This window comes from Thiobacillus sp. (assembly GCA_024235835.1).
Classification (GTDB): domain Bacteria; phylum Pseudomonadota; class Gammaproteobacteria; order Burkholderiales; family Thiobacillaceae; genus PFJX01.
The window spans coordinates 191,330-204,712 of record JACKLQ010000001.1; the positions used below are offsets into that span (position 1 = coordinate 191,330).

Sequence of the window (13,383 nt, forward strand, 5' to 3'; positions counted from 1 at the left end):
GACAGGTGGTCAATATTGCGCGCTGATTGACACTGCTGATGGCCTGGTGCTACTTCCACAAGCTCTACGAGCCGGATTCGACCCTGGCGCGCAATTTCCTGCTGATTGCGCCCAACATCATCGTGCTGGATCGGCTGCGCGCCGATTTCGACGGCCTACGCATCTTCTTCAACGACCCCGTGCTGCCGGACAACGGCCACGCCGGGCGCAACTGGTGCGACGATTTCCAGATCGCCCTGCACATCCAGGACGACGTGCGCGTCGTGCGTCCCACCGGCAACCTGTTCCTGACCAACATCCACCGCGTCTACCTCGGCGAGATCACCGAACCCTCCCTGGAAGATGACGACCTGCGCGACTACTTCCTCGCCCCCTTCGGCGCCAGGCCGGTGGGCAAGACCACCGACAGCCAGACCGACCTGGGTGAGATCGTCCGGGAGATCGACGAACTCGCCGTGTTCAACGACGAGGCGCACCACATCCACGACCCGAAGATGGCCTGGTTCAAGAACATCCAGGACATCCACCACAAGCTGTTACAAAAGGATTTGCGACTGGCCATCCAGATCGACGTCACCGCCACGCCGCGCCACAACAACGGCGCCATCTTCGTACAGACGGTGAGCGACTATCCGCTGGTCGAAGCCATTGCCCAGAACGTGGTTAAGCATCCCGTGCTTCCAGACGCCGCCAGCCGGGCCAAGCTCACCGAGCACCAAAGCCCCATCATCACCGAGAAATACGCCGACTACCTGCAACTCGGCATCGAGGAATGGCGCAAGAGTTACGCCGAGCACGAAAAACTGGGCAAGAAGGCCGTGCTCTTTGTAATGGTGGACGACACCCGGAACTGCGACATCGTCGGCGAGTACCTGCAAAAGCAATGCCCCGAGTTGCAAAACGGCGTGTTGGTCATCCACACCAAGGCCAACGGTGACATCTCCGAGGCGGCCAGCAGCAAGAACAAGGAAGAACTGGAATTGCTGCGCAAGCAATCCAACGAGATCGACACCTGGAAGTCGCCCTACAAGGCCATCGTCTCCGTGCTGATGCTGAAAGAGGGCTGGGACGTGAAGAACGTCACCGTCATCGTCGGCCTGCGCGCTTATGCGGCCCAGAGCAACATCCTGCCCGAGCAGACCCTGGGGCGGGGCCTGCGCCGCATGTATTTCGGCAGCGAGCAGCGGGAAACTGTGTCGGTCATGGGCACCCCGGCCTTCATGGACTTCGTCGAATCCATCCAGAGCGAAGGCGTCACCTTCGAGCGCGTGCCCATGGGCGGCGCGGGCGGGCGGGAGCGCCAGGACTCCCTGGTGGTCGAGGTGGACACCGAAGCGCCGGACAAGGACATCGATGCCCTGGACATCGCCCTGCCGCGCCTCACCCGTCGCTTCAACCGCGAATTCAAGGATCTGGGCGAGCTGGACCCCGCCGCCTTCGGCAACCCCAAATTGCCGGTCAAACCCTTCACCCCGGAAGAAACCCGCGAGATCGTCTTCAAAACCATGCTCGAAGCCGAGGTGGATCACACCATCCAGCTCGACGCCGGCGGCCCGGCCGACTACCGCTCCGTGGTCGCCTTCTTCGCCCGTCAATTGCTCAAGGATTTGCGTCTGGTGGGCGGCTACGACCTGCTCTATCCCAAGGTCCGGGCCTTCATCCGCGACCACCTGTTTGCCGCCCCGGTCGATCTGGAAGACCCGGTAACCTTACGCAACCTCTCCGAGCCGGAAGTCGGCAAGCTGCTGTTCGACCACTTCCGTGCCGCCATCAATGCCCTGACCCTGCACGACAGCGGTGGCTCCCGCATCGAGGGCCATATCCGGCTGCGCGACACCCGGCCCTTCCGCACCGAGCCGCGCGGTTTTCTCCAAGCCAAGCGCTCGGTGTTCAACCGCATCGTTGGCGAGGTCGGCGCCGACCGTCTCGAATTGGCCTTCGCCGCTTTCCTCGACAGCGCGCCGGACGTGCAAGCCTTCGGCAAGAACTACATGGCCGTAGGCTTCCGGGTGGACTACGTGAGGGCCGACGGCGACCTCTCCACCTACACCCCCGATTTCATCGTTCGTACCAGCGACGGCCAAGTCTGGATCGTCGAGACCAAGGGCCGTGAGGAACTGGACATCCCACAAAAGATGGCCCGTCTTAAACAGTGGTGCGCCGACGCGACGGCGGCGAGCAAGGACCAGGACGGCACGGCCTACGGCTTTGTTTATGTCGATCAGGATGGCTTCGAGAAGCACCCGCCCAAGACCTTCGCCGGGCTGCTGGCCGCTTTCCGGGAATATCAGTCATGACCCGGCCCGACCCCCTGGACGACCTGCTTCGCCGCCTGCTGGTGGAATGGGAAAGCGAGTGCGTCGAATTCAAGGACGCCAACGACAACTTCCCCACCTCCGACATCGGCAAATACTTCTCCGCCATGAGCAACGAAGCCAATCTGCGCCAACGCGATGCCGGCTGGCTGGTGTTCGGCGTCCACAACAAGACGCGCCAGGTGATTGGCACCGACTACCGCAAGGCGCGTGAACGGCTGCACGGCCTCAAGCACCAGATTACCCAGAACACCGACCCCACCATCACCTTCCGCGAAATCCACGAACTTGAAACCGCCCAGGGCCGAGTCATCCTGTTTGAAATCCCCCCCGCGCCGCGCGGCATTCCTATTGCCTGGAATGGCCATTACTACGCGCGGGACGGCGAAAGCCTCGGCTCCCTCGGGCTTGCCAAGCTGGACGAGATTCGCGCCCAGGGATTGGATGACGACTGGTCGGCCGTTCTCTGTCCGGAGGCCACGCTGGACGATCTCGACCCTGAAGCCCTTGCCAGGGCGCGGGAAATCTTCATTGCCCGGCATGGTGAGCGCATTCCGGCGGAAACCATCCGTGCCTGGAGTGACGCCGAATTTCTCGACCGGGCCAGGCTGACCATCAAGGGCAAGATCGCCCGCGCCACCCTGCTGCTGCTCGGGCGGCCTCAAGCCACGCCGTTGCTCTCGCCCTACGTGGCCGAACTGTCCTGGAAGCTGGAAGGCCCGGAGCTGGCCTACGAGCACTTCCACCCCCCGTTTCTGCTGGAGACCAGCCGTCTGTTCCAGCGCATCCGCAACCTGCGCCTGTCCTTCCTGCCGCCGGGCCAGCTCATTCCCATCGACGTACCGAAGTACGACCAACGCATCGTCCTCGAAGCCCTGCACAACTGCATTGCCCACCAGGATTACCGGCAATGCGAGCGCGTATTGGTGATCGAACGCCAGGGCGAACTGGAATTCCAGAACGCCGGCGAGTTTTTCGACGGCGCGCCGCGGGATTACATCCTCGGCAACCGCACGCCCCGGCGTTACCGCAACCGGTTTCTGGCCGAAGCCATGGCGCAACTGCGCATGATCGACACCATGGGCTTCGGCATCCGCGAAGTCATGTTCCGTGGCCAGGCGCGGCGCTACCTGCCGTTGCCCGACTATGACCTCACCGAACCCGGCCACGTCGTCATGCGTCTGGCGGGGCGCTTCATCGACGAGAACTACAGCCGCGCCCTGCTGACCCATGGCGAGTTCACCCTGGGCGACATCCTCGCCCTGGATCAGGTGCAAAAGGGCATCGTGCCCGACGAGGCCGTACTCAAGGGACTGCGCAAGCGCCAACTCGTGGAAGGCCGCAAACCCGCCATCCACATTTCCGCCAGCGTCGCCCGCACCGTCGGCCGCGAAGCCGACTACATCCTCACGCGCCGTCAGGACGACGCCCATTACCAGCACCTGATCCTGGATTACCTGAAACAGTATGGAGAGGCGAGCAAGGACAAGTTGCGTCAAATGCTGGCCAACAAGTGGCCCGAGGTCTTCACCGACGAGCAAAAGGAAAACAAGCTGCACAATCTGCTCAGCGCCCTCAAGCGCGGCGGCCGGATCATGCGGGTTGGCGGCAAGAGCAATGCCCGTTGGCGTCTCGCCTCTGTTAACGACGAGTCGAAACCCATCGCCAACCCGGATAATCAACCACCAAACGACGATATGTGATTGTTTGTAAAAAACTTTCTTTTGATAACCCAGGCGCCGTTTCGCCTGCTTAACAAACAAACCGACCATGTCCCGGCCCGAAAAGAAAACCTACGACCTCACCGAAGCCGAACAGCGTGACCTGTTCAACCTCATCCAGCAGGGCCGCCCCCTGCCGGAGAAATACCGCTTCATCCTGTTTGAGGACAAGCGGGAGGTGGAACTGGTCTGGAACGGCAAGACCCGCGACGTGTGCACCACCGTGCTGCCCTTCCAGACCCTGGAGCACGTGGACGAACCCCGCGCCGAGACCAAGCACCAGGGCGACCTGTTCGACAGCCGGGGCCGGCAACTGCAAGGCTGGACCAACAAGCTCATCTGGGGCGACAACAAGCTGATCCTGTCGTCCTTGAAGGCCGGGGCGCTGCGCCGGCAGATCGAGGAGGCCGGCGGCCTCAAGCTGATCTATATCGACCCGCCCTTCGACGTGGGCGCCGATTTCAGCATGGACATCGAGATCGGCGGCGAGACCTTCCACAAGGAGCCGAACCTGCTGGAGCAGATCGCCTATCGGGATACCTGGGGGCGGGGGGCGGATTCCTTCATCAGCATGATCTACGAGCGGCTGATATTGATGCGGGATTTGCTGGCGGAGGATGGGTCGATTTATGTGCACATGGGACCGAACGTCTCGTCTGCCGTTGAATCGGCAATAAAGGAGGTTTTCGGTAACACAGGTGCAAGCGCAACAATCACTTGGAAGCGGGTTACTGCCCACGGAGATAGCCTACGTTGGGGTGTTGTTCACGACACCATCATCTGGCGCACGAAGGGGGAGCGTTACGTTTGGAATCCACAATACGAACCATATTCCGACGAGTACCTATCTCGTTTTAGCTACCGTACTCCAGACGGACGTGCTTACACCCTCGACAACATGATGAGCTTCCCCTGGTTTTTCGTCTTCCAACGGGTGGGCTTCATGCTACCTGCTGCACTCGTTTCTGAGTGTCGATCCAATCCTTCATGAACCGCGCTGGCGACTTGTATCCGAGGGTCGAGTGCAGGCGTTTCCGGTTGTAGAACACCTCGATGTACTCGAAGGCCATCGCCTTCACCTCCTCGCGCGTCTCGAATGCTTGGCCATGCACCCGCTCGTTCTTGAAGCTGTTGAACCAGCTCTCGGCGGGTGCGTTGTCCCAGCAGTTGCCACGGCGCGACATCGAGCAGGTCATCCCATACCCGCCCAGCTTGGCCTGGAAGGCATGACTGGCGTACTGGCTGCCCCGGTCGGAGTGATGCAGCAGCCCCGGCGCCGGCCGCCTGCGGAACCAGGCCATCGTCAGCGCATCCGTCACGATATCCGCCGTCATCCGGGGTTTCAGCGACCAACCCACGACTTCGCGGTTGAACAGGTCCAAGACGATGGCCAGGTACAGCCAGCCTTCGTTCGTCCACAGGTAGGTGATGTCCGAGGCCCAGACTTGGTTGGGCGCCTCTGGGGTGAAGTTCCGATCCAGCAGATTCTGCGCCACCGGCAGGCTGTGCTTCGAGTCCGTCGTGGCCTTGTAACGCCGCTTGTGACGAGCCCGGATGCCGTTCTCCCGCATCAACCGCTCGACCCGTTCCTTGCCCGCCGAGAAACCACGATCCCGCAACTCCAGAACCATCCGCGGGCTACCATAGCTGCCCTTGAGTTCGGCGTCGATGGCGCGGATCAGCACCAGCATCTGGGCGTCCGTCAGGCGCTTGCGGTTGGGCGTGCCGCCACGCTTCCAGGCCCGGTAGCCGCTGACGCTGACGTTCAGCACGGCGCACATCTCGGCCAATTCGTAGGTTTGCCGCTGCGCGTCGACCCAGGCGTACTTCACAGCGCATCCCTCGCGAAGTACGCCGTCGCTTTTTTTAGGATTTCGTTCTCCCGCTTGAGCCGGATGTTCTCAGCACGCAGCCGCGAAAGTTCCATTTCCTCCGGGGTCACCACCTTGGCGCCAGCGCCATTGAGCTTGCCAGCCGCTGCCGATTTGACCCAGTTACGCAGCGTCTGCTCGACCAGCCCCAACTCCCTGGCCACTGCGCCGATCGACTGCCCTTCCTTGACTCGCTTGACCGCCAGCTCCTTGAACTCGGCGGTGTACTCCTGCTTCGGGATCTTCATCGTCTTCCTTTCCTTCGTGACGTCCATCTTATGTCACCCTTGGAAGACGAAATTCCGGGGGAACCTCATGACGAGCCCCAACCCGAGACCAAACATGATGTATGAGTGGCGAGGGTATTCGGCACCAAGGATGGGCTGGCGTTATGAGTTGTCCACCATGGAAAAACTTTATGCGGAAGGGCGTATTGAGCTCCCCAAAAAAGCTGATTCACGTCCGAGGCTTCGACGTTTTCTCGATGAGAGTAAAGGTGTGCCAGTGGGGAGCGTCTGGGCTGATATTGCGCCAATCAACTCACAAGCAAAGGATGACACTGGCTACAACACCCAAAAACCCGAAGCCCTCCTCGAACGCATCATCAAGGCCAGCAGCAACCCCGGCGACCTCGTCGCCGACTTCTTCTGCGGCTCCGGCACCACCGCCGCCGTCGCCGAAAAGCTGGGCCGAAAATGGATCGCCACCGACCTGGGCAAGTTCGGCATCCACACCACCCGCAAGCGCCTGATCGGCGTGCAGCGGGAACTGAAGGCCGCCGAAAAGGATTTCCGCGCCTTCGAGGTGTTGAACCTGGGCCGCTACGAGCGGCAGGCCTATCTCAACGTCGGCGGCCGGCTGACCGGCGAACAGAAGGAACAGGCCCTGGCGCAAAAGGAACGGGAGTTCCGCGACCTGATCCTGCGCGCTTACAAGGCCACCGCGTACTTTGCAAACTCGGGCGGCGGCGAGGGCGGAGTGGACGCCGCCCAGGACGGTTTCTTCCACGGCGCGCGCAATGGCCGTCTGGTGGCCATCGGCCCCATCAACCTGCCGGTGGGACGCCTGTTCGTGGAGGAGGTCATCACCGAATGCCGCAAGCGCGGCGCCTCCCGCGTCGACGTGCTGGCCTTCGAGTTCGAGATGGGGCTGTTCCCCGCCGTGCTGGAAGAGGCGCGGGGCAAGGGCATCGACTTGGCGCCGAAATACATCCCCGCCGAGGTGTTCGACAAGCGGGCGGTGGACAAGGGCCAGGTGGTGTTCCACGACATCAGCTTCGTCGAGGCCACGCCCCGTTACGACCACAAGCTGGCGCTGAGCATCGAGCTGACCGACTTTTCCGTCTATTACACCCAGGGCGCTGCCGAAGCGGCCATTGCCAACCTGAAGGAAGGCAAGAACGGGGTGATCTGCGACGCAGGCCAGCTCTACAAGATCAACAAGAGCAAGGAAGGCATCGTCACCCGCGAGCGTCTCACCAAGCACTGGACCGACTGGGTGGACTACTGGGCGGTGGATTTCGACTACATGAGCCGCCAGGAGATCATCAAGGTGCCGGTGGGCACGGGGGTTTCCGGCGTTGCCACGTTGCCCGGCCTGGAAGCGCCCCAGGGCGAACTGGCCCTGCCGCAATTCGAGGAACGCTGGACCGGCGGCTATATCTTCGAGAACGAATGGCAGAGCTTCCGCACCCGCCAGAACCGCGACCTGGATTTGATGACGGCTCAGCACACCTATGACCGCCCCGGACGTTACACCGTGGCCGTCAAGGTCATCGACATCTTCGGCAACGACACCATGACCCTGGTGCCAGTGAATGTCGGCTAGCCGACGTGTTCTTAATGAAGGATCAGGGAGAATAAACATGGGCAAGAAAACCTTGCCTGTCGAACCAGCGAACCACATCGCCGTCTTCCAGGAGCAAACCATCCGCCGCGCCTGGCACAACGAAGAATGGTGGTTTTCCGTCGCTGATGTCTGCGGGGTGCTGACGGAAAGCGTCGATCCCGGCGCCTACTGGCGCAAGCTGAAACAACGCCTGTCGGCGGAGGGCAGTGAAGTCGTGACAAATTGTCACGGGTTGAAATTGGTGGCGCCGGATGGCAAGCAGCGCGTGACGGATTGCGCCAACACCGAGGGCCTGTTCCGCATCATCCAGTCCATCCCCTCGCCCCGGGCCGAGCCCTTCAAGCGCTGGCTGGCCCAGGTGGGCTACGAGCGGGTGAAGGAGATCGAAAACCCGGAACTGGCCAGCGCCCGCGCCCGGGAGTTGTACCAGGCCAAGGGCTACCCGAAGGACTGGATCGAGAAGCGCCTGCGGTCCATCGCCGTGCGCGGCGAGTTGACCGACGAATGGAAGGCGCGCGGGGTGGCGGAGGGCAGGGAATACGCCATCCTCACGGCCGAGATCGCCCGCGCCACCTTCGGCATCACGCCCGGCGAGCACAGCCAGTTGAAGGGGCTGGACCAGGTGAAGACCGGCAACAACCTGCACGACCACATGACCGACCTGGAACTGATCTTCACCATGCTGGGGGAGGCCAGCACCACCGAGATTGCCCGGCGCAAGGATGCCCAGGGGTTTGATGAAAACCAGGATGCCGCCAAACAGGGTGGCGCGGTGGCCGGCAATGCCCGCAAGGAACTGGAAACCAAGAGCGGCAAGCCGGTGGTGAGCCGGGCGAATTACCTAGGGCTGACGCCGGGAGAAAGCGCCCCGGCCATCGAGGCGGAAAAACCGGCCCGACAGATCAAGGCGCCCGCCAGGGCGGCCAGAACGGGCAAGAAGAAGTGAGCCCGGCCATGCCCGCTTTCCGCCGCTATGTCGGCATCGACTACTCGGGCGCGCAAACGCCGGAATCCAGCCTGAAGGGCTTGCGCGTGTACCTGGCCGAGGGCGACGGCCCCGCCGTGGAAGTGCCGCCTCCACCCAGCCCGCGCAAATACTGGACCCGGCAAGGCATTGCGCACTGGCTGGCGGAACGCCTGGCCGAGGACATGCCCACCCTGGTGGGCATCGACCACGGCTTTTCCTTCCCCATCCGCTATTTCGAGGTGCATCGCCTGCCGCCGGACTGGCCGGCCTTTCTGGACGATTTTCAGCGGCATTGGCCCACCGATGGGCAGAACATGTACATCGATTTCATCCGCGACGGGCTGCATGGCAACGGGGCCGCCAGGATGGGCAACCCGCGCTGGCGGCGGCTGTGCGAAGAACGCTGCCGGGCCAAGTCGGTCTTCCATTTCGATGTGCAGGGCACGGTGGCCAAATCCACCCATGCGGGCATTCCCTGGCTGCGTTATTTACGCCAGCAGTTGGGGGCGCGGGTGCATTTCTGGCCCTTCGACGGCTGGGACATCCCGGCAGGCCGCTCGGCCCTGGCGGAGGTGTACCCGGCTTTGTGGAAGCATGCCTACCCGGTGGAAGCCCGCACTCCGGACCAGCACGACGCCTATGTCGTCGCCACCTGGTTGCGGGAAGCAGATCGGGATGGCCGGCTGCGGGCAGCGCTCAACCCGAAATTGGCCTTCCACGAGCGCGCGGTGGCCGGGGTGGAGGGCTGGATTCTGGGGGTGGGATGACAGTAGTCCAGGCGAGTCATGGGCATGGCGTCATCCTATCCGGCGGGCAATCTGGCGGCCCACCAGTTGGCGTATCTCGGCTTCATCGATTTCCAGATCGGCCAATTGCGCGGCGGCGTTTTTGATCCGGCGTTCGGCCTTCTGGCGGGCGCTTAGTACCCGTTTGCCCAGTTCAGTGCCTTTGAGCTGGGCGCGGGGCAGGGTGGTTTCCAGGGCCAGCAGATCGATGAGGGATGGGTTTTCCAGGTCCTGGATGAAGGCCTGGCCCACTATGCGCCAGTCGCAGGCGATGGTCATGTTGCCGATGAGCAGGTGGCCGTCGGCATAGGAAACCGGAATGGGGTCGCAGGCGGGCGGCGCCATGGCCAGGGCGCGCATGACCTGTGGGGAAAAAAGGGCGCGGCCGTGCCATTCGCCCTCGGCATGCATGACCACCGTGACTTCACCCGATTCGATGGACAGGAATTGGCCTTCGTAGGCCAGCAATACCGGTCCCAGTTGCACCCGCTTGCGGGTGAACACCTTGGTGGCCAGCTTGAACTCCTTCAACGAGACCTGAAGGAAGTTGCGGGCGGTGCTTTGTTCGGATGGGGTGGCCATGGCGCAGTCGGGGAAGGTCAAAGGTCGGGGTCGGCTTGGTCTATCCCGCCGGTCCGAATCAGGCGGAAGACCCGGTAGGGCGCGGGAGGATCATAAGTGCCTGGCCCCTGCTGTCAATCAGCGCGCAATATTGACCACCTGTCAGCGTTGAATTTTGACCAGGGTCAGCGTGGCTGATTGCGGTGCTTGAAACGGAAGGAATCGTTACCGGTTTCGAGGATGTCGCAGTGGTGGGTGAGCCTGTCCAGGAGCGCGGTGGTCATCTTCGCGTCCCCGAAGACCTGGACCCATTCCGCGAAGGCCAGGTTGGTGGTGACGATCAGGCTGGTGCGTTCATAGAGCTGGCTGATGAGGTGGAACAGCAAAGCCCCACCCGCTGCCGGGAACGGCAGATATCCCAGTTCATCCAGAATCACGGCATCCATCTGGGCAAGATGCCGGGCCAGGGCGCCCGCCCGGCCCTGGGCCTTCTCCCGCTCCAACTGGTTCACCAGGTCCACCGCATTGAAGAAGCGCACCCGCTTGCCGGCATGGATGGCCGCCACCCCCAGGGCGATGGCCACATGGGTCTTGCCGGTGCCGGTCCCGCCCACCAGGATCAGGTTATGGGCCGCTGCCATGAACGCCCCGGTGGCCAGTTGCTGAACCTGGGCCTGGTCGAGGCTGGACTCCTGCCAATTGAAGGTAGCGAAGTCCCGGTGCATGGGGAACTTGGCCACCCGCAACTGATAACGCAGGGAACGGGTCTGGCGATCCACCTGCTCGGCCTCGATCAGGCGTTTGAGCCAGACCTCCGGACTGGGGGGGATGCGGGACCGCTCGGCCTCCAGTTCCGCCAGTGCGGTGGCCATGCCATAGAGGTGCATGGCCTTCAGGGACTGGATGGACTCGGTCAGCATGGAGACCTCCCGCGCAGGGCATCGTAGCGGGCACAGTTGGCTGCGGGGGCTTCCTTGAGCATCAGGGCGGTCACCACAGTGGAGAGGGGCGGCGGCGGCGCCACCAGGCGGGCCACGTGGTTGAGAATGACCGGCGCCGTGACGGTACGGTGTTCCAGGGCCAGATCACAGGCCACGGTCAGGATCTCGGAGCCGTGTTCCCGCAGGGCCAAGAGCACCTCCACGAAGGCCCGGTCGCCCTGGGGCTGTTTCAGCAGGCGTTCCTTCACCGCGAAGATGGGCGCGGGCAGCTTCCAACCCTGGAAGGGGGCGCCATGGCGCAGGGCCCCAGGTTTGCGTTCCAGCACCGGCAGGTAATGCCAGGGGTCGAGGATCAACCGTTCCCGCCCGAAGTTGCGGACATGCTCGGCGATGAGACGGCCTTCGGCCACCACCCCGATTCGATCCGCCCAGGCGCGCAGGGACACCCGTTGGCCGGCAAACTCCGCCGGGACGCTGTAGCGGTTGCGGTCGTAGCTCACCAGGCAGGTGCTGGACACCCGGCAGGGTTGCTCGAAGTAGCCGTCGAAGGGGGCGGCGATGGGGCGCAGCCGGGCCTGTTCCTCGGTGAACACCTCGGCGATGGGGCGGTCCTTCTGCTCGGGGTGGGGACGCTTGGCCAATTCCCGGCAGCGGACTTCCAGCCAGGCGTTGAGTGCGCTGAAGTCAGCAAAGGATGGTCGGGGGGTGAACAGCCATTCCCGGACGTTGCCCACCTGGTTCTCCACTTGCCCCTCGCTCCGCGCCCCACGGCCCGGTCTGCATACCGGGCCGGCTGCGGCAGCGCAAAGCATGCTTTGCGAAACCCTGCCTCGCCCCAACCTGAAGCCGGAGTACAGGCCACGGGCTCAAACAGGTAGTGGCTGGCCAGGGCCAGGAAGCGGCGGTTGAACTGGCGTTCCTTGCCCGCGTAGATGGCCTGGACGATGGTCTTGGGGTTGTCGTAGACCATCCGCTCGGGTACGCCTCCGAAGAAGGCGAAGGCCCGGTTGTGGGCGTCAAAGACCATCTCCTGGGTTTCCCGGGGGTAGGCCGCCAGGAACGTCTGGCGGCTGTGGGCCAGGCGGAAGTGGGCGAGCTTGACGGTCTGCACCACGCCGGCCAGTTGCACCTGTTCATGGCTCCAGTCGAACTGGCAGGTCTCGCCAGGCGGGAAGCTCAGGGGCACATAGGTATCGCTGGCTGGGGTGGGGGCTTTGCCCTTCCATTGCTTCACGAAGCGTTGGACGCTGTCGTAGGCACCGGCATAGCCCTCCCGCTGGAGGTCTTCGAACAGCCGCCGGGCGGTGCGCCGTTGCCCCTTGGGGCGCTGGCTGTCCTGTTCCAGCCAGGTCTCCAGTTGCGGGCGGTGCTCGCCCAGCTTGGGGCAGGGTTGATGACTTCTCTGGTAGACCGGCTCCATCTCGGCCTTGAGGTACTTCTTGACGGTGTTGCGCGACAGGTTCAGGTCGCGGGCGATGCGGCTGATCGGTTCCCCCTTGACCAGGGCTTTTCGCCGCAGCTTCAACAAACTCTCCATGCTGATCACTCCAGGTTGCTCCGCCAAAAGGGCGGCATCTTGACTCAACCAGGGTGGTCAACTTTGCACGCTGTTTACCCCGGTTGCCTGGTCAGATTTGCACGCTGATTAACAGGTCTGGATACCCAAGCGACTACGGGATGACCTGCTGGTCTTGGCGGAGCATGCCGATGTGCTGCTATCCCGCTTCGTGCGTGAAATCGTTATTGGCGCAGTACTGGGGCGAGGCACGCTGCCGGAGCGGCCAGAGCTGCGTCAATTCCAGGCTACCCAGGAAGCGGAGGCCTGGGAACGCGGCGAGCCTGTACCGATGCGAGAGGAGGAGGGGCGCTGGAAAGTAAGTGAACTGAGCGACTATGAGATCGAAACGGTCTATGTTGACCAGTCCGAAGGACAGCAGGAGGTTGCATGATCCAAGTCATGCAATAGCCAGGGGGGCGAAAGATGATACCGCGCCCATGTCCTGAAACTAATCCAATGGATTACAATCAAACGCCATGATTACCGTTGCCGAGGTGCCCGAGTACATCCGAGGTGCGGAAAAGTTGTTATCCGACGCGGAGCGGCGTGATGTGATCGAGTATCTGGCCGCGCATCCCAAGGCGGGTGATTTGATGGAAGGCACGGGTGGGGTGCGCAAGTTACGCTGGGGTCGGGGTGGGCAGGGTAAATCGGGTGGGGTCCGGGTGATTTACTACTTCCACAGCGAGGTGATGCCGCTGTACCTGCTGACCCTGTTCGCCAAGAACGAGCGGGCCAACATCAGCAAGTCAGAGCGCAATGAATTGGCCGGCCTGGTGGATATTCTGGTTAACGCATGGTTGGAGAGGTGACACG

Annotated in this window: 8 protein-coding genes and 4 pseudogenes; 8 read left to right on the forward strand and 4 right to left on the reverse strand. The window is 62.8% G+C overall.

The annotated features are described in order from the left end of the window. The first annotated feature begins 26 nt into the window (after nucleotides 1-26). The 3 genes and pseudogenes from H6935_00985 (at nucleotide 27) to H6935_00995 (ending at nucleotide 4,889) form a co-directional block, all read left to right on the forward strand. A pseudogene (locus tag H6935_00985) lies at nucleotides 27-2,297 on the forward strand (DEAD/DEAH box helicase family protein). After that, complete coding sequence (locus tag H6935_00990; protein MCP5276922.1) at nucleotides 2,294-4,018, forward strand: putative DNA binding domain-containing protein; 1,725 nt, start codon at nucleotides 2,294-2,296, stop codon at nucleotides 4,016-4,018. The pseudogene H6935_00985 and the gene H6935_00990 overlap by 4 nt, the downstream one beginning before the upstream one ends. Nucleotides 4,019-4,085: 67 nt before the next feature. Further along, nucleotides 4,086-4,889, forward strand: a pseudogene (locus H6935_00995) (site-specific DNA-methyltransferase). An 88-nt stretch (nucleotides 4,890-4,977) separates the two neighbouring features. Here the strand turns inward: H6935_00995 and H6935_01000 are convergent. Further along, nucleotides 4,978-6,155 (reverse strand): IS3 family transposase gene (locus H6935_01000; protein ID MCP5276923.1). Its coding sequence is split into 2 segments (ribosomal slippage): nucleotides 4,978-5,903 and nucleotides 5,903-6,155, totalling 1,179 coding nucleotides; the frame shifts between segments, so codons are not numbered across the junction. Between the two features lie 67 nt (nucleotides 6,156-6,222). Between H6935_01000 and H6935_01005 the strand changes: the two are divergent. From H6935_01005 to H6935_01015, 3 genes and pseudogenes are all read left to right on the forward strand, one after another. Then, nucleotides 6,223-6,690 (forward strand): annotated as a pseudogene (locus tag H6935_01005) (site-specific DNA-methyltransferase). A gap of 1,081 nt (nucleotides 6,691-7,771) precedes the next feature. Then, nucleotides 7,772-8,701 carry a Bro-N domain-containing protein gene (locus H6935_01010; protein MCP5276924.1) on the forward strand — a complete coding sequence of 310 codons (930 nt, stop codon included), beginning with the start codon at nucleotides 7,772-7,774 and terminating at the stop codon, nucleotides 8,699-8,701. 8 nt (nucleotides 8,702-8,709) lie between these two features. Then, nucleotides 8,710-9,489, forward strand: a complete 780-nt coding sequence (locus H6935_01015; protein ID MCP5276925.1) for a hypothetical protein — start codon at nucleotides 8,710-8,712, stop codon at nucleotides 9,487-9,489. Nucleotides 9,490-9,519: 30 nt separating this feature from the next. Here H6935_01015 and H6935_01020 read toward each other — a convergent pair whose 3' ends face one another. From H6935_01020 to H6935_01030, 3 genes and pseudogenes are all read right to left on the reverse strand, one after another. Beyond that, nucleotides 9,520-10,089, reverse strand: a complete 570-nt coding sequence (locus H6935_01020; GenBank protein MCP5276926.1) for a hypothetical protein — start codon at nucleotides 10,087-10,089, stop codon at nucleotides 9,520-9,522. A gap of 164 nt (nucleotides 10,090-10,253) precedes the next feature. Next, nucleotides 10,254-10,988 carry an ATP-binding protein gene (locus tag H6935_01025; GenBank protein ID MCP5276927.1) on the reverse strand — a complete coding sequence of 245 codons (735 nt, stop codon included), beginning with the start codon at nucleotides 10,986-10,988 and terminating at the stop codon, nucleotides 10,254-10,256. Beyond that, nucleotides 10,982-12,555: pseudogene (locus H6935_01030) on the reverse strand (IS21 family transposase). The gene H6935_01025 and the pseudogene H6935_01030 overlap by 7 nt, the downstream one beginning before the upstream one ends. Before the next feature lie 145 nt (nucleotides 12,556-12,700). Between H6935_01030 and H6935_01035 the strand changes: the two are divergent. Beyond that, complete coding sequence (locus H6935_01035; protein ID MCP5276928.1) at nucleotides 12,701-12,958, forward strand: hypothetical protein; 258 nt, start codon at nucleotides 12,701-12,703, stop codon at nucleotides 12,956-12,958. Nucleotides 12,959-13,043: 85 nt separating this feature from the next. After that, entirely contained in the window at nucleotides 13,044-13,379 is a 336-nt protein-coding gene (locus H6935_01040) for a type II toxin-antitoxin system RelE/ParE family toxin (protein ID MCP5276929.1), read from the forward strand. Nucleotides 13,380-13,383 lie beyond the last annotated feature (4 nt).

What these genes read in the sequence shown, in the direction of transcription:
- H6935_00990 (MCP5276922.1), top strand. Translation starts at nt 2,294, where the DNA reads ATGACCCGGCCCGACCCCCTGGACGACCTGCTTCGCCGCCTGCTGGTG.
- H6935_01010 (MCP5276924.1), top strand. Translation starts at nt 7,772, where the DNA reads ATGGGCAAGAAAACCTTGCCTGTCGAACCAGCGAACCACATCGCCGTC.
- H6935_01015 (MCP5276925.1), top strand. Translation starts at nt 8,710, where the DNA reads ATGCCCGCTTTCCGCCGCTATGTCGGCATCGACTACTCGGGCGCGCAA.
- H6935_01020 (MCP5276926.1), bottom strand. Translation starts at nt 10,089, where the DNA reads ATGGCCACCCCATCCGAACAAAGCACCGCCCGCAACTTCCTTCAGGTC.
- H6935_01025 (MCP5276927.1), bottom strand. Translation starts at nt 10,988, where the DNA reads ATGCTGACCGAGTCCATCCAGTCCCTGAAGGCCATGCACCTCTATGGC.
- H6935_01040 (MCP5276929.1), top strand. Translation starts at nt 13,044, where the DNA reads ATGATTACCGTTGCCGAGGTGCCCGAGTACATCCGAGGTGCGGAAAAG.